Raw genomic sequence first — 15480 nt, forward strand, 5'->3', positions numbered from 1 at the left:
AAACCCCTCTCTATACTATTACCATTATTTTACTACATATAACCAAAAAAAGTCAAGAGAGATTTTCCTTTTATTTTCAGATAGTAATTATGAAAATAAGGGGGTTTCGGTATCAAACTCAGGAAAAACCTTCCGGTGGTTCAAACTTTTCCGGAAGGCTTTAATAATGAAAATGAAGTGTTCTTATTCTTGAACTATTTCTTTAACTTCTACACCGTACTCATCTTTTACGACATTGTGATTTTTCAGAAGAGCAAACCACCTTCTGACCGTACCCCAAATGACGACTCCCATCAGAACCATCACAAAAGCGGAAAGGAATGCGAGCAGATTCTTACCGGCAGGCAAGTACTGGTACATAATCAGCCAAACGCCGGCCCACATTGTAATAATGGTCATTAAAACTCCGGGAACTCCGGTCATCCATGCGTATTTCGCTTTGTTCATGCGAATGAGCATAGTTGTGCCTATCAGCAGCGTCACGGAGGCTAACAGCTGGTTAGAAATACCGAACAGAGGCCAGATATTGGTGATATCGCCTGAGTAAACCAAATATCCCCATGCTCCTGTAAAGACGATAGATGTGGAAATCAGTCCCGGAAGCCAATTCTTGTCCGCAAACTTTGGATAAACCTTGCCCATCATTTCCTGTAAGAAGAAGCGGCCTACACGAGTACCGGCGTCAACGGCAGAAAGAATAAACACGGCTTCGAACATAATGGCAAAGTGGTACCAGTAAGCCATTAACTGTTCCATCCATGGAATCTTACTGAAGATGTAAGCCATACCGACAGCCAAGCTGACGGAACCGCCCGGACGTGCCGCTAAGCTTTCTTGAACTTCGGCTTCTAAGCGCGGAAGATCATGTACTGCCATTCCCAAAGCCTGGAAATGCTCAGCACTGGAGTTAATCGCAAAGTAATCAGCAGGAACAAGAACGCAAGCAGCGACTAAAGCCATGATAGCTACAAAACCTTCCGTCAGCATAGCACCGTAGCCGACAAACAGCACGTTCTTTTCATTGTCGAGCATCTTCGGTGTAGTACCTGTACCGATAGTGGCGTGGAAGCCGGATAAAGCTCCGCACGCAATAGTAATAAAGATAAACGGAATAACCGGACCGGGAACGATTGGACCGCCTCCGCCGATAAACTTAGTCAACGGCGGCATTTGGAAATGAGGAGCTACGAAAACAATACCGACAGCCAAGGCAACGATAGTTCCAACCTTCAAGAATGTAGAAAGATAATCTCTAGGCAGCAGAAGAAGCCAAACCGGAAGCACGGAAGCAAAGAAACCGTAAACCGGAATAACGATGGACATTGTCTTCTTATCCATATCCAACCAGCCGAAGTATTCCGGATGTTCGGCAACCCAGGGACCGGTGAGAATACATAAGAAAAGAAGAATGACGCCGATAACTGTTCCGATAGTGACTCGAAGCGGATGCTTGCTGTACTGCATATAGCCGCCCATCAAGATAGCAATTGGAATAGTGGCTGCTACCGTATAAGTTGACCATAAAGAGTTATACATTGCGTTAACGCAAGCAATTGATAAGCCGGCCAAGGTCAAAATCAAAATCGCTAATACAGCCCAGCTGGCAACGAAACCTGTGGTCTTATCGACTTCCTTGGAAGCGATATAAGCCAAAGACTTTCCTTTATGACGAACGGAGCAGAAAAGAACAACCATATCATGGACACCGCCGGCAAGAACACAGCCGATAAGAATCCATAACAAGCCCGGCAAATAACCGAACTGAGCTGCCAATACAGGTCCTAAGAGAGGACCGGCGGCAGCAATAGCAGCGAAGTGATGTCCGAAAAGAACGAATTTATTAGTTTTTACATAGTCCTGACCGTCAGCATATTTTTCGGCAGGCGTTGCACGTTGACTGTCAACGACTAAAACTTTTTGCGCAATATAGAGCCCATAGAATCTATAGCCAATTGCAAATACGCATAAAGATACGAACAAAATCGTTACAGCATTAATTCCAGTTAGATAGTCCAGCATGGTCCTCCCTCATCTAAAAGTAACTGTTGTAAGAAAATGCAATAAACGACTCTAATTTTATGCAGGGATAACCCGTAAAGGTATATACGAACTCAATTTGAGATAGAAAAGCCTACTTTCTGACAAAAATAGTTTGATGAGAAAAAGAGGAGGTGAGAATGCAAATGTTTGAAGTTTAGTTAAGCTAGAGCTGAGAAAAGCTATCGGAACCGGATAGGCAGAAGAGAAAGAACGAACTTTGCCCGCAAATTAAATGAAGAGAATTTCTCAAATTTGCGGGCAATCGCTTGAATTAAAAACTGAATTTTTAGTGCGAAAGCTGATCTCTGGTTACTTCAGAGATTTCAAATAAATCGGAAGAAGCTGCCTGAGATTCGATGTTTTCGATTTCTTCTTTAGTAGGCTTATTAATCTCAAGAATTTCGATATCTATGGTAAGAGCTTCTCCGGCGAGCGGATGGTTACCGTCAAGAATGGTTTCTCCGGAGCTAGCCGGTCCAAGAACTGTATAAATATTCTCGTCAGTCGGATCCAACACTGTGCCCGCAACCTTCATGCCTTCTTCGATATGGTCTCCCAATAAGGCATTTGGAACAGCCATAATCAAGGCTGGATCGGACTCTCCGAAAGCGTCTTCAGGTTCAAGCTTAAGATGGATTTTATCACCGACCTTTTTTCCCACTAAAGCTTTTTCTATGGCAGGAAGCGTGTCGTTGTGGCCAATGAGGATAAAACTTCCATCATCGTCTGTTTCCTCTTCAAAATCTTTACCAGCGGTCGTGACTTTCATCTTTACTTTCACAACGCTGTCGACCGTTACTACTGTCTCGTCATTTGTATTCTTCGCCATGTTGTTTCTCTCATTATCGATTTCGTCATATTACTCATCGTTTTTCAGTCTCGACGTTAGAAATACCATCAATGGGCGTAAAAAAACAGGACTGATAGGAAATCGAAGTCCTGTCTTTCAGCTTCAAAAATTGTTATCTAACTTGTTCTTGAAGGAGATTAAGAATTCTTGAAGAAGTGCTTAACGGATCTGTTCTTTCGCTTTCCGGGGCGGCGGTAACGCGAGTCTTGCCGTCTCCATTGTTCTCTAAGACAACCTTATAAATCGGTGCTTCCACAGCTTTTTCTTTTCCGAACCAGCGTGTAAACAAGCCTTCGTCACTATGCTTCTTAGCTTCGTATTCTGGATCCAAGTAACGAATGAAATATGTGCCGGCGGCTCTGTCGCGATCCTCGATATTAAAGCCGACACGATCTAAACCGACACCTACTCTTCTCCAAGCTCTGTCAAACGGCTCGTCAATAACCAAAGCTTCCGTTTTGCCGTCCGAACCTTTGATTTCCTTGCTCATATATTCTGGGGCTGCGACAGGTTTAAGAGCGGAAGTGTCAACTTCGTCTCTTGTCTTCTGCTTCGGATTGAATTCGTTTTCCAAACGCAAGGAAAGTCTAGTCAGCATTTCTGCTTCCAGCTCCTTGTCGGGAGCCCCCGGCTGCCACGCCGTCTGCCCATCTCTACCGTTTTGGTAGACTTCAATCATGCGGCGGTTGGTAATATAAATATCTGTTCCGCCCTGAGCATTTCTTTCCAAACGGGTGCGGTATCTGTCTCTTTCCCCGGTGGAATAAACAGAATCAAGAATCTTTCCTAAAGTGGCTCTGATAATATCCTGGGGCAAATTAGCTTTATTCTCTGCCCAATTAGTCTCCATAATACCGGCGCGAGGATCTTCTCTTTCGACTTGAAGTCCCACAGAAGGCCAGAAGTCAAGAACAGCGTTCCACAAAGCATCAGGTGCCATGTTGACCTGAATGTAGCGATCGGAACCATCCTTCACAATCTTGGCAACAACTGTAGAAGGCAAAACTGGAGCAACTCCCACTTCAGTCTGTGCACCGCTGGAGGCACGGCGTGCTTCTTCTATTTCAGAAATCTGAGTAGCGGTCACCACCTGAGTCTTTCCCGGCACGACAAATCGATCATCGGAAGGCAGCTGAGATAAGTCAGGAGGCACTTCCAAAGGTGCTCTGGTACTTGTAGTTTCGTATTGAATTTTTTCATTGGTAAAGGTTGATCCTAGATAAGAACAGCCGCTTAAAGAAGCCGCCAAAACCATTACCAATGTTGTGCGTACGGGAAACTGACCCATTTATAAAACTCCAAAAACCCTGGGAAGGGCTTAGTTTACATTACTAACAGACAGTATGAAATTCTATCTCATACTGTCATGTTTTTAATACTTGTTAAATGCATCCGCCGATCTGCAGGGCAAGCTCAACCTGTTCCCGCTTAGACGGAGCCAATGGGACCAGCGGAAGTCTAATTCCTCCGGGAATCAAGCCCATTCTCTGGAGAGCCCATTTAGGAGCAACCGGGTTAGGTTCACAAAAGAGCTGCTTGTGAAGCGGCATCAATCTGTCGTTGATTGCGCGAGCACCCATGACATCATTAGCAAGGGCTTTTTCACACATTTGAGCCATCAAAGACGGAGCAACGTTAGCTGTCACGGAGATGACACCTTGGCCACCCATCAACATCAATGCCAAAGCAGAGTCATCGTTACCGCTGTAAATAGCAAATTCTCTGTCTTTAGGCAGACGGCTCATCAAATCTGCGGCTCGGGCCAAATCTCCTGTTGCATCTTTCAAACCAACGATACCGGGAATTTGGACAAGACGCAGAACAGTCTCATTCTTCAAGTCAGCAACTGTTCTTCCCGGTACGTTATACAAAATCATCGGGAGGTCAACGGTTTCGGCAATTTTCTTAAAATGCTGATAGAGTCCTTCCTGAGTCGGCTTATTGTAATAAGGAGTGACCTGGAGACTGGCCACGGCACCGACCGAGCGCGCATACTCGGTAAGAATAATGGCTTCTCTTGTTGAGTTGGAACCGGTTCCCGCAATCACAGGAATTCTTCCGGCAGCTGCTTCTACGGCTACTCTAATAAGCTCATTGTGCTCGTCAAAATCTACCGTTGGGCTTTCGCCGGTGGTTCCGACTGCAACGATGGCATCGGTACCAGCGGCAATATGCATTTCAATAAGATTCTTATAGGAATCATAATCAATGGTTCCGTCTTCAAACATTGGTGTGACTAACGCCACAATACTGCCAGTAATCATTACTACATCTCCATTGCCAAATGAGGTTAGCTATTAGGTAGATTTTAGCGAACGAAGTATACAGAATTAGATTTTTAAAAGATTTTCGTAGTCGTACAAGGCAACAGGCAGATTTTTCCCGTCTATCGGTTTCTTGCATAGAATCTTCTGGAAGCAGTCCCCTTTCTCAGAGAGCGTTTCTTCGTATGCCAAAACCGCCATGGTATTGCGATAAGTATCCACAAGTTCCAGAGGATTCAAAATGAAATCGCAGTTCTTTGCCCGATTTCCGTCAAAACCTAGATAAGGCATCATGAAAGTTTCGTAAAGCAAATATCCGCCCGGAACCAAAGAGCTCGGCAAGAAACTTAAAATCGGACGATAAAGATAAAAATTAACCAGAATCACGTCAAAAGCTTCTGGCTCGAAAGCCCAAGTGCCGTTTTCAAGGTCAACCTGCTTGAAGGTGACACCCGGAAGATCAGCAACGTAAGGTCTGACTCTTTCGTCCCAATCAACCGCCGTTACTTCGTAACCCATCTTAGAAAGGTATTTTGTATTTCTTCCGCAGCCGCAAGCCAAATCCAAGACCTTTGCATTTTTAGGAAACAGTCTGGAAAATCTTTCCAGCCATTTTGAAGGCTGCCCTTTCAATCCTTTTAAAGAGTGAGCAGCAGGTCCGTTTTTAATCTCACAACTCATAGTTCCTCCATTTCCTATAGGAATGCTTTGACGATGGAAAGGCCAAAATGCATAAAGGGCTTCATGACGATGGAAAGCATGCCGGTCAAAATCAAAGCAAACAAAATGTACATCCCGTAGGGCTCGATGCGGGAGTATTTGTAAGCCAAACCAGGAGGCAGCAATCCTGTCAAGATTCTTCCGCCGTCCAATGGAAGAATCGGAATTAAATTCAATGCCATCAACATGATATTGACGTTGATACCGGCAAGACAAACTTCATAGAAGTAATTCTCAGTCAGACCTACAGAGTAAATAACCTTAAGAAGGATGGCCCAAATAATGGCCTGTAGAAGATTGGCTCCGGGCCCGGCAGCTGCCACCCAAATCATTGCCTGTTTGGGATTGCGCAGGTTTCTGAAATTGACGGGAACAGGCTTTGCCCAACCAAAAACAATCCCCCCTAATCCGCTGACCGCACTTCCAAGAAGCATTACCGCAGGAACCAAAATCGTTCCAACCGGATCAATGTGTTTCATCGGATTAAGAGTCACGCGGCCAAGCATCCATGCTGTTTGGTCGCCAAAATAACGTGCCACATAACCGTGGGCTGCTTCATGAATAGTAATTGCCAAAATCAAAGGGATGGCATATACAGTAATTGTTTGAATAATTGAATTGATGTCCATAAAGCAGAAGTTTATTTAATTTTAATTTTTCTAAGTGTTCAAAGTTGTATCAAAAGCCGATGGCCTTGCAATTCCCTAGCCCTTTTCTAAGAACTTCAGGTTCGTCTCCGGAGAGGTCTACTACTGTGGTATCACCCTTGGCAACAGTACCATCATCCAGAACGAAGGCCAATTGATCCCCGATAGCATCTTGAATTTCCCATGCTTCGGACAAAGGATCCTCTTGCCCAGGCATAATCATGGTAGTACCGACTAAGGGTTCGCCAATTTTTTCCAGTAAAGCTTTCAAAGCTTTGTTTTGCGGGACTCTAATACCGATAGTTTTCTTAGAGGGATGCGAAAGTCTACGGGGAACCTCACGAGTGGCTTCCAAAATAAATGTGTACGGTCCGGGGGTAACACTTTTAGCCATTCGGTAACCAGTATTATTAACTCGAGCGAGCTGGCTCATTTGGCTCAAAGAGTCACAAAGCAAAGTTAAATGCTTCTTTTCTCCTAGCTGACGGATGAGACGGATTTTGTCCAGTCCTTCTTTGTCGTCCATTCTGCACACCAGAGAAAAACCTGTGTCAGTCGGCACAACCGCCACTGCCCCTTTTGTCAGCAACTGAGCCGCCTGTTCTATTCTATGAGGTTGGGGAGAGTCAGGCATGACATTTAATATGTAACCCATTTATTTTTATCCTTTTTTCAAAAAAGCGACCAGACCGGAGTTAAGTCAGAAGGTATCTCTCCTTGCTTTCCGATTGGACATCTTGTATCTAATCTATGGAAATCGCTGCCCGTTGAAGCAATAAAAGCTTGCTCTCTGGCAATTTGGCAGATCATTGTATTATCTTTTGAAGAATGACTTCCCGTCGTCACTTCAATGACCTCACCTCCGGCATTCCTGAATTCATCCAGCAGTGCCTGAAGTTTCCAACCTTTTAAGCCATAGCGGCCTGGATGTGCCAATACCGGAATTCCTCGTGCCCTCTTGATTAGATGAACAGCTTGTGAAATAGTAGGAGCTTTAAGAGAAACGAAACCAGGTCTTCCCGAACCAATGAACTTTTCAAACGCGCTGTCAATAGAGGAGGCCGCCTTCGTATCCACCAGCCATTTTGCGAAATGAATTCTTGAGACCAAGTTAGGGTTAGTGACAAATTTCATCGCGCCTTCCAAAGCTCCGGGATAGCCCATTTCTTTCAGCTTTTTAGAAATTTCCTCCGCACGTTCTATGCGATTTACCTTTGTTTCCTGCAAAGCTTTTATTAACTCAGGACAAGAAGTATCGATATTTAAGCCAACAATATGGATCTCTTTGTTAGCATAGCCAGTGGAGATTTCCACTCCCGACACAAAAGCGATACCTTTTTGTTCACAAGCTTTCCGCATCCTTTCATTGCCGGCAATTTCATCATGATCTGTCAGCGAAACTAAATTTACGCCATTTTCCGAAGCCATTTCGGCTAATTGCTCAGGAGTGTAATTACCGTCTGAAAAAATGGAATGCATATGCAAATCGGGGATAACCGAACTTTTTTCTATACTTCTTAAATCCATAATGATTCGAACGGAAGTTCTATAAGACAGACTATCACTTTAAAACAAATCATTAATCAGATGACCAAACTGAACTAGTCTTTACTTATGAAGCCAAATAATTTCTTAGAATTTGAGAAACTTTAAGGAGACCTGAATGTCTGAAGAAATTACAAAACTTCCTGATCAAATTACCAAGTTCATGTTTGAAGATGCTCCGGTTAGAGGAGCTGTCGTTCAATTAGAGGACCAATGGCAGGAAATGACTCAGTTCCAGAATTATCCTGCTTCAGTCAACAAGATGCTCGGCGAATTCACCGCCGGCGCCCTCCTCTTATCAAGCACCATTAAGTTTGATGGTTCCTTAATTGTTCAAGTCAAAGGGTCGGGGCCTGTCTCGATGGTTGTAGTGGAAGTTAAAAACCGCACAACTGTCCGTGCCATGGCTAAATTAAGAGAAGATGCCAAAATTGCCGACAATTCGTCTTTCCAAGATTTGATTAATGCCGATGCCGAGGGTCAATGTGCCATTATTCTTGATCCTGCAAACAGAAGACCGTCCGACCAGCCTTATATGGGTGTAGTTCCTTTGGTTGGCGACTCTATTGCCGCAATTTTAGAAAACTACATGGAACAAAGTGAACAGCTTCCGACTAAGATTTCCTTAGCCTCCACGAGCAAAATCATCGGTGGCCTGTTGGTTCAGAAGATGCCTGAAGACGGCGGCACAGCCAATAAAGACATGGATAAGGACGCATGGCCGAGAATCTCTCAGATTGCTGGGACCTTGAAAGAAGACGAACTTTTAACCTTAGGTCAGGATGTCATTCTCCGGAGACTTTTCTGGCAAGAAAAAATCCAACTGCTTGGTACGGAAGAGATTCAGTTTCAATGCGGATGCTCAAAGGAAAAAACCGATGCCATGCTGAAGTCCTTGGGTAAGAAAGAATTGGAAGACATCTTAAAAGCCGAAGGCAAGGTTGAAGTCACCTGCCAATTCTGCAACAAAACGATTACCTATTCTCCGGCCGATATTGAGGCTCTCTTCCTGGAGGACAGTCCTATGACAGTATCGAAAGAAGACGTTCCTTCTACTCGGCAATAATTTAGTTCCTGATTCGTGCCTCCTCTACCGGGAGGCTTTTTTTATGAGGATTTCTTCTGAGAAAAAAAAGAAAAACGGTTATCCCGAAAGATTATTCTTAAAATTCACAAAGTACCTCAAAATTTCTAAACTATGGAAGTCACTCTTACCTTAATCCTCATCTGCTGTCTTGCCTTCTTTATCGCGGGATGCATTGATTCGATCGCCGGAGGGGGCGGACTTATTACAACTCCAACACTTTTGATGCTTGGTGTTCCAGCACATTTCTGTTTAGGCTCAACAAAACTTGCTTCCATGTGCGGCTCTTCCGTCGCACTTTTTACTTTTTGGCAAAACAAACAGATTATCGAGAAAGTCGCCTTGATAGGAGCGATCTCCTCCTTTGTCGGAGGTGTTCTAGGCTCTTGGCTAGCTCTATCGATTGATAATCAAAAAATGACTCTCATTATGGTTGGTCTGATCCCCGTCGGCCTTGCCATTTCTTTACTCAGCGGTGTCTTCAAAATTGACAAAGAAGTGGAAGAAGTAGAAGGATGGCGATGGAAGGCCATTCTGATTGGGATTACGGTGGGCATGTATGAAGGGTTTTTCGGACCAGGGGCCGGAAGCTTTTTTCTCATCGGTATTCATGTCTTATTAAAAGCCGGTTTAGTTAAATCCTCCGGAACGGCAAAAATCTTCAATATCTTTGCCAACCTCGGAGCGGTATGTACTTTTGCGTCCGCAGGCACCGTGGCCTACTCTCTGGCAATTCCTTGCGCTATTGCAAGCATTCTAGGGAACCGGATTGGGGCGAAGTACGCTATAAAAATCGGGCCTAAGGTCGTTAGGAAGGCCTTGTATCTAGTCATTTCGCTTCTGATGATCTCACTTATTGCCAAGCTGGCCATTACTAACAGTTAGACCGAGATTCAATGCAGCAACAGGCTCCTACGGAGCCTGTTGCTTTTATAGAGAAGAAAAGGAAAAAAATTATTCGCTTTTTAACCGATAAATTTTCTCTTTACCCTGATATTTAAGTTAGCTAGTAGCTCATAGCCAATTGTGCCGTGCAATGCTGCTACTTCATTGACCGAAAGATCCTTTCCCCATAATTCAGCCCAGTCACCCGGTTTTGTCTCAGGAATATCTGTAATATCAACGGTAATCATGTCCATGGATACGCTCCCGACTAAAGGAGCTTTCTTTCCATGAATCAATACAAATCTATCTTCCGCTTTCTGCCTGGGATAGCCGTCAGCATAGCCGCATGCAAGCACTGCAATTCTCATTGGATGGTCTGCTATGAATTTAGACCCGTACCCTACGGCGTCTCCCTGTTGAAGGTTCTGAGTACCTAAGATACCGGCTCTCAAAGTCATTACCGGTGTCAGGCCAAGTTCCTCAGAGGTTTTGTTGCCGTCCGGGCTCACGCCATATAAAGCAATTCCGGCTCTAACAGCACCGTCTGCAGCTTCCGGATGCCAAAGGATAGCCCCTGAATTGGAGAAGCATTTAGCGCAGGGTAATTCTTCTAAAGACACCAAATTATTAAGCTGACCGGAAACCGGAAGCTTGCCGTCAGCAGGATAAGTCAGTTCTGAGTTAGCAAAATGAGTGACAAAATCCACAACTTCTACCATAGGAATCTTTTCAAGCTCTTCTTTAACAGTTTTGGCCCGTGCAGGAAGGAAGCCAAGCCGATTCATCCCAGAATTTAATTTGATATGAACCCTGGCTTTATTTTTAAAGTTAAATTTTTTGAGATCTTCAATCTGCCAATCCGAGTGGATCAAAGTATCAATCCCATATCTATCTACTTTATTTAAGTCGTCATATGTGAAGAAGCCCTCGATTAAAAGAACTGGCTTTTTCCAGCCGAGATTGCGAACTGCAACGGCTTCGTCTACATCCAGCAATGCTAAACCGTCAGTCAGTTTAAAAATATCTAAGAGACCATGAAGTCCATGACCGTACGCATCAGCCTTGACGACAGACCACATAAATCGTTTTCCGGCTTTTTCTCTAAGCAGTGCAATATTGTGTTGAAGAGCGTGTTTGTCAATTAAAGCTTCAATTGGACGAGGCATGGGAACACTTCCTGTAAAAATAAGGATCAGATAATTTTAATTAGTTGGAATGAAAAATCGCGCAAATCCGCGATTATTTCTTATCTTCAGGATATTCCGAAAGACGGAACAAGACTTCGTTTTCACGAATCATGTTCATGTGAAGGCGAGCGCGAGCCTCCAAGGCATCTTTACCCTCACGAAGACTAGCCGCTTCGGCTTGTATTTGATTGATTTGAGCGAGAACATTCTCGTTAGCTTGTTTCTGTTTCACAAGCTGAATGTTAAGTTCTTGAAGTCCTCTTTCACTTCCCTTGCCCCACCACAAAGGATACTGAATGAGGACCAAAAGGACCAATAGCACCAAGGCTATTAACCTTGGTGCCGTATTGCTGGTTGTTTTACTGTATGCAGCCATTAGCGTTTGATGTTATAGAAGGCATCCAGCCCCGGATAAGCGGCGAGATCGCCTAATTCATCCTCAATTCTCAAGAGCTGGTTGTATTTTGCCATTCTATCGCTGCGGGACATAGAGCCTGTCTTGATTTGTCCCGCATTGGTACCGACAGCGATATCAGCGATCGTTGAATCTTCAGTTTCACCGGAGCGATGAGAAACAACGGCAGTGTAACGAGCCCTCTTGGCCATTTCAATGGCTGCGAAAGTTTCAGTCAATGTGCCAATCTGATTAATCTTAATCAAAATGGAATTAGCTGTACTCTTCTTAATACCTTCTTTCAAAATCTTTGTGTTGGTCACAAAGAGATCATCACCAACCAACTGAACTTTATCGCCTAATGCTTTAGTAAGCTTGGCCCATCCTTCCCAATCGCCTTCGGCCATACCGTCTTCGATGGAGATGATTGGATATTTGTCACACCATTCTTGGAGCTTAGCAATCCATTCGTCATCAGTAAGTGTCTGACCTTGACCTTTGAGGTTGTAAACACCGTCTTCATAGAATTCGCTGGAAGCACAGTCCAAACCAATGAATACATCCTTACCGGGAACGTAGCCTGCTTGTTCAATGGCATCCACGATCAATTCAATAGCTTCTTCATGGCTATGCAATGTAGGAGCAAAACCGCCTTCGTCACCGACAGCAGTTGTCATGCCTTTGCCATTGATAATCTTCTTCAATGTGTGGAAGATTTCAGCACCGTAGCGAAGAGCTTCTTTGAAAGAAGGAGCACCTGCAGGAATAATCATGAATTCCTGAATGTCAAGGTTATTGTTGGCATGCGCACCGCCGTTGATGACGTTCATCATCGGAACCGGCAAGGTTGTAGCATATGTACCGCCGAAATAACGATAAAGAGGAAGTCCTGCTTCTTCAGCTGCAGCCTTGGCAACCGCCATAGAAACGGCCAAAATAGCGTTGGCACCGAGTCTGGACTTGTTGTCTGTACCGTCAAGTTCAATCATGATCTGGTCGATCAATGCTTGATCGGTACCTTCTTCGCCGATCAATTCGTCTCTGATTTCACCGTTTACATTGGCTACGGCATTGAGAACACCTTTGCCCAGGTAACGGGACTTGTCTCCGTCACGGAGTTCGATAGCTTCACGGCTGCCTGTAGAGGCACCGCTGGGGACAGAAGCACGGCCGAAAGCGCCGCTTTCCAATACAACCTCAGCTTCAACCGTAGGATTTCCGCGGGAATCTAAAACCTCACGGCCAAGTACTTCAACAATTGCACTCATATTGTCCTCAATAAAATTTAACGAAAATTATTTTCTAAAAATACCGGATTGTTCTTTACCACTTTATCCAGAGCCACAAGACTTTCCAAAAGCTCTTCCATCCTATTCAAAGGAACGGCATTAGGGCCGTCGCTCTTAGCACAGGCAGGGTTGGGATGTGTTTCCATAAAGAGACCCGAGACGCCGGCAGCGACCGCCGCGCGTGCTAATACAGGCACGAATTCTCTCTGTCCTCCGGAGCTTGTTCCTTGGCCGCCGGGAAGTTGGACGGAGTGAGTAGCGTCAAAAACCACAGGTGCGTTGCACTCTCTCATAATGGCCAAACTTCTCATATCGGAGACTAAGTTGTTGTAGCCGAATGAGGCACCTCTCTCGCAGACCATGAAACGATCCTCAGAGAGACCTGCCTTTTGAGCAGCGTGTCTGGCTTTCATCACAACCTGTTTCATATCGTGAGGTGCCAAGAACTGGCCCTTCTTGATATTTACCGGCTTTCCGCTAACTGCACAAGCAGTAATAAAGTCTGTCTGACGGCATAAGAAAGCCGGGGTTTGAAGTACGTCTACAACGGCCGCAACCGCAGGAACTTCTTCTGCAGTGTGAACATCGGTTACTACCGAGACTCCGATTTGCTCTCTTACTTTTTCGAGAATCTGAAGTCCCTTCTCCATTCCTAATCCACGAAAACTTGCATCCGAAGAGCGGTTTGCTTTATCGTAACTTGCTTTAAAAATATAAGGAATGCCCAGTCTATCGGTGATTTCTTTCATTTTGCCGGCAATATCTAAAGCCATTTGTTCGCTTTCGATCACACACGGACCGGAGAAGAGAAAAAACGGCTTATCTAAACCGACTTCGAAATTACAAAGTTTCATTAAAAATTATTCCTTGTGGTGTTCGTCTCTATATTTAGCAGCGCTGCGGATGAAAGCATTGAAGAGCTTATGGCCGAAACGCGGAGAAGAAGTAAATTCCGGATGGAACTGGACGCCGACAAAGAAGTCATTCTGCGGGAGTTCAACAATTTCAGGAAGGTTTTCGCCCTGGGTACGTGCAGCGATAACCAAACCGTTCTTTTCGAACTGATCGCAGTAAGAATTATTGACTTCATAACGGTGACGATGGCGTTCGGCAACAACGTCGCCATAAATGTCATGAGCCTTTGTACCGGCTTTAACGGGAACTTCCTGTTTACCCAATCTCATAGTACCGCCGAGATCGCTGTCTTCAGTCCGAACTTCCTTCTTGCCGGTTCTGTCTTGCCATTCGGTAATGAGAGCCACGACAGGATGCGGTGTATCAGGTTGGAACTCAGTTGAGTTAGCTCCGCCAAGTCCGCATACGTGACGTGCGAATTCGATTACGGAAAGCTGCATGCCCAAACAAATGCCAAGGTATGGAACATTGTTTTCACGGGCATACTGAATAGCCAAAATCTTGCCTTCCGTGCCGCGTTTTCCGAAACCACCCGGAACAAGAATAGCGTCCATTTCTTTGAGGCAGTCGGTACCATTCTTTTCGAGTTCTTCGGCTTCGATAAATGTAGTCTTGACTTTATGGCCGGTATGGATGCCTGCGTGGATCAAAGCTTCATTCAAAGACTTGTAAGAGTCGGCCAAATCATATTTACCGATCATGGCAACTTTGACTACGTCTTTTGGATTTTCAAGTTTCTCTACAACTTCTTCCCATGCGGACAAGTCAGCCGGTTTCGGGTTGATATCCAATGTTTTGCAGACGATCGCATCCAATCCTTGTTTGTGAAGCATCATTGGAACTTTGTAGATGGTGTCTACATCCCAAACGGAGATGACAGCGTTGATTGGAACGTTAGCGAACAGAGAGATCTTAGACTTTTCATCTTCCGGAATCTTACGGTCTGCACGGCAGAGAAGAACGTTTGGAAGAATACCGATTTTTCTTAACTCTCCGACGGAGTGCTGAGTCGGCTTTGTCTTTAACTCGCCGGCACTTGGAATATAAGGAACCAATGTCAAATGGATGAAGCAGGAGTTATTTGCTCCTAGCCTCAAGGACATCTGACGAACGGCTTCCAAGAATGGCAAAGATTCGATATCACCAACGGTACCGCCGATTTCAACGATTGCGATATCAGGATCTCCGGCTGCATGAGCACCGCGAATGATAAAGTTTTGAATTTCATTGGTGATATGAGGGATGACCTGAACGGTCTTGCCGAGGTATTCACCGCGTCTTTCCTTCCTCAACACGTTCTGGTAGATCTGACCTGTTGTAAAGTTATTGGCCTTATGCATTTTTGGAGTAATAAAACGCTCATAGTGGCCTAAGTCCAAATCAGTTTCCGCGCCGTCTTCCGTAACAAACACTTCCCCGTGCTGGAAGGGGCTCATTGTGCCCGGATCCACGTTGATGTAGGGGTCCATTTTGATGATTGTTACTGAGAGGCCGCGGGATTCAAGTATTGCTGCTAGGGAGGCGGCTGCGATTCCTTTACCAAGAGAAGAAACAACACCACCAGTCACAAATACGAATTTCGTCATCCTTAATCCCGAAAGAAAAAAAAAAGAGACGCGCTTTTGGCGTGCATATAATTCCGTTCATTATAACGAGGGGG

At 44.8% G+C, this 15480-nt stretch carries 15 protein-coding genes; 2 read left to right on the forward strand and 13 right to left on the reverse strand.

The window, feature by feature from the left end; translation table 11 throughout:
• Nucleotides 1-183: 183 nt before the first annotated feature.
• The 8 genes from ADH67_RS12425 to ADH67_RS12460 form a co-directional block, all read right to left on the reverse strand.
• Complete coding sequence (locus tag ADH67_RS12425) at nucleotides 184-2019, reverse strand: carbon starvation CstA family protein (RefSeq protein WP_236578474.1); 1836 nt, start codon at nucleotides 2017-2019, stop codon at nucleotides 184-186.
• 307 nt (nucleotides 2020-2326) lie between these two features.
• Nucleotides 2327-2869 carry an FKBP-type peptidyl-prolyl cis-trans isomerase gene (locus ADH67_RS12430; RefSeq protein WP_066591740.1) on the reverse strand — a complete coding sequence of 181 codons (543 nt, stop codon included), beginning with the start codon at nucleotides 2867-2869 and terminating at the stop codon, nucleotides 2327-2329.
• 133 nt (nucleotides 2870-3002) lie between these two features.
• Nucleotides 3003-4178: an outer membrane protein assembly factor BamC gene (bamC, locus tag ADH67_RS12435; RefSeq protein WP_066591735.1), complete on the reverse strand. Its 1176-nt coding sequence runs from the start codon at nucleotides 4176-4178 to the stop codon at nucleotides 3003-3005.
• A 94-nt stretch (nucleotides 4179-4272) separates the two neighbouring features.
• Entirely contained in the window at nucleotides 4273-5154 is an 882-nt protein-coding gene (gene dapA / locus ADH67_RS12440) for a 4-hydroxy-tetrahydrodipicolinate synthase (protein WP_066591732.1), read from the reverse strand.
• A 66-nt stretch (nucleotides 5155-5220) separates the two neighbouring features.
• A complete protein-coding gene (locus ADH67_RS12445) occupies nucleotides 5221-5835 on the reverse strand; it encodes a class I SAM-dependent methyltransferase (RefSeq protein WP_066591729.1) in 615 nt (204 codons plus the stop codon).
• A gap of 14 nt (nucleotides 5836-5849) precedes the next feature.
• Complete coding sequence (locus ADH67_RS12450; RefSeq protein WP_089275765.1) at nucleotides 5850-6503, reverse strand: site-2 protease family protein; 654 nt, start codon at nucleotides 6501-6503, stop codon at nucleotides 5850-5852.
• A gap of 49 nt (nucleotides 6504-6552) precedes the next feature.
• Nucleotides 6553-7176, reverse strand: coding sequence for an L-threonylcarbamoyladenylate synthase (locus tag ADH67_RS12455; RefSeq protein ID WP_066591727.1), 624 nt, complete (start codon nucleotides 7174-7176; stop codon nucleotides 6553-6555).
• A 17-nt stretch (nucleotides 7177-7193) separates the two neighbouring features.
• Entirely contained in the window at nucleotides 7194-8048 is an 855-nt protein-coding gene (locus ADH67_RS12460) for a PHP domain-containing protein (protein ID WP_066591722.1), read from the reverse strand.
• A 136-nt stretch (nucleotides 8049-8184) separates the two neighbouring features.
• Between ADH67_RS12460 and hslO the strand changes: the two genes are divergently transcribed.
• Entirely contained in the window at nucleotides 8185-9132 is a 948-nt protein-coding gene (gene hslO, locus ADH67_RS12465) for an Hsp33 family molecular chaperone HslO (protein ID WP_066591719.1), read from the forward strand.
• A 132-nt stretch (nucleotides 9133-9264) separates the two neighbouring features.
• A complete protein-coding gene (locus ADH67_RS12470) occupies nucleotides 9265-10035 on the forward strand; it encodes a sulfite exporter TauE/SafE family protein (protein WP_066591713.1) in 771 nt (256 codons plus the stop codon).
• Between the two features lie 80 nt (nucleotides 10036-10115).
• On the opposite strand, the gene alr is transcribed toward ADH67_RS12470, so the two are convergent.
• The 5 genes from alr to ADH67_RS12495 all read right to left on the reverse strand — a co-directional run bounded on the left by alr (nucleotide 10116) and on the right by ADH67_RS12495 (nucleotide 15406).
• Entirely contained in the window at nucleotides 10116-11201 is a 1086-nt protein-coding gene (gene alr, locus ADH67_RS12475) for an alanine racemase (protein WP_066591711.1), read from the reverse strand.
• 73 nt (nucleotides 11202-11274) lie between these two features.
• Entirely contained in the window at nucleotides 11275-11598 is a 324-nt protein-coding gene (locus ADH67_RS12480) for a septum formation initiator family protein (protein ID WP_066591709.1), read from the reverse strand.
• Nucleotides 11598-12884, reverse strand: coding sequence for a phosphopyruvate hydratase (gene eno, locus ADH67_RS12485; RefSeq protein WP_066591707.1), 1287 nt, complete (start codon nucleotides 12882-12884; stop codon nucleotides 11598-11600). The genes ADH67_RS12480 and eno overlap by 1 nt, the downstream gene beginning before the upstream one ends.
• 17 nt (nucleotides 12885-12901) lie before the next feature.
• On the reverse strand, nucleotides 12902-13759 hold the full coding sequence (gene kdsA, locus ADH67_RS12490; RefSeq protein ID WP_066591705.1) for a 3-deoxy-8-phosphooctulonate synthase: 858 nt from the start codon (nucleotides 13757-13759) through the stop codon (nucleotides 12902-12904).
• 6 nt (nucleotides 13760-13765) lie between these two features.
• Nucleotides 13766-15406, reverse strand: coding sequence for a CTP synthase (locus ADH67_RS12495; protein ID WP_066591703.1), 1641 nt, complete (start codon nucleotides 15404-15406; stop codon nucleotides 13766-13768).
• Nucleotides 15407-15480: the final 74 nt, after the last annotated feature.

It is taken from the genome of Turicimonas muris (assembly GCF_002221595.1).
GTDB classification, from domain to species: domain Bacteria; phylum Pseudomonadota; class Gammaproteobacteria; order Burkholderiales; family Burkholderiaceae_F; genus Turicimonas; species Turicimonas muris.

What these genes read in the sequence shown, in the direction of transcription:
- ADH67_RS12425 (WP_236578474.1), bottom strand. Translation starts at nt 2,019, where the DNA reads ATGCTGGACTATCTAACTGGAATTAATGCTGTAACGATTTTGTTCGTA.
- ADH67_RS12430 (WP_066591740.1), bottom strand. Translation starts at nt 2,869, where the DNA reads ATGGCGAAGAATACAAATGACGAGACAGTAGTAACGGTCGACAGCGTT.
- bamC (WP_066591735.1), bottom strand. Translation starts at nt 4,178, where the DNA reads ATGGGTCAGTTTCCCGTACGCACAACATTGGTAATGGTTTTGGCGGCT.
- dapA (WP_066591732.1), bottom strand. Translation starts at nt 5,154, where the DNA reads ATGATTACTGGCAGTATTGTGGCGTTAGTCACACCAATGTTTGAAGAC.
- ADH67_RS12445 (WP_066591729.1), bottom strand. Translation starts at nt 5,835, where the DNA reads ATGAGTTGTGAGATTAAAAACGGACCTGCTGCTCACTCTTTAAAAGGA.
- ADH67_RS12450 (WP_089275765.1), bottom strand. Translation starts at nt 6,503, where the DNA reads ATGGACATCAATTCAATTATTCAAACAATTACTGTATATGCCATCCCT.
- ADH67_RS12455 (WP_066591727.1), bottom strand. Translation starts at nt 7,176, where the DNA reads ATGGGTTACATATTAAATGTCATGCCTGACTCTCCCCAACCTCATAGA.
- ADH67_RS12460 (WP_066591722.1), bottom strand. Translation starts at nt 8,048, where the DNA reads ATGGATTTAAGAAGTATAGAAAAAAGTTCGGTTATCCCCGATTTGCAT.
- hslO (WP_066591719.1), top strand. Translation starts at nt 8,185, where the DNA reads ATGTCTGAAGAAATTACAAAACTTCCTGATCAAATTACCAAGTTCATG.
- ADH67_RS12470 (WP_066591713.1), top strand. Translation starts at nt 9,265, where the DNA reads ATGGAAGTCACTCTTACCTTAATCCTCATCTGCTGTCTTGCCTTCTTT.
- alr (WP_066591711.1), bottom strand. Translation starts at nt 11,201, where the DNA reads ATGCCTCGTCCAATTGAAGCTTTAATTGACAAACACGCTCTTCAACAC.
- ADH67_RS12480 (WP_066591709.1), bottom strand. Translation starts at nt 11,598, where the DNA reads ATGGCTGCATACAGTAAAACAACCAGCAATACGGCACCAAGGTTAATA.
- eno (WP_066591707.1), bottom strand. Translation starts at nt 12,884, where the DNA reads ATGAGTGCAATTGTTGAAGTACTTGGCCGTGAGGTTTTAGATTCCCGC.
- kdsA (WP_066591705.1), bottom strand. Translation starts at nt 13,759, where the DNA reads ATGAAACTTTGTAATTTCGAAGTCGGTTTAGATAAGCCGTTTTTTCTC.
- ADH67_RS12495 (WP_066591703.1), bottom strand. Translation starts at nt 15,406, where the DNA reads ATGACGAAATTCGTATTTGTGACTGGTGGTGTTGTTTCTTCTCTTGGT.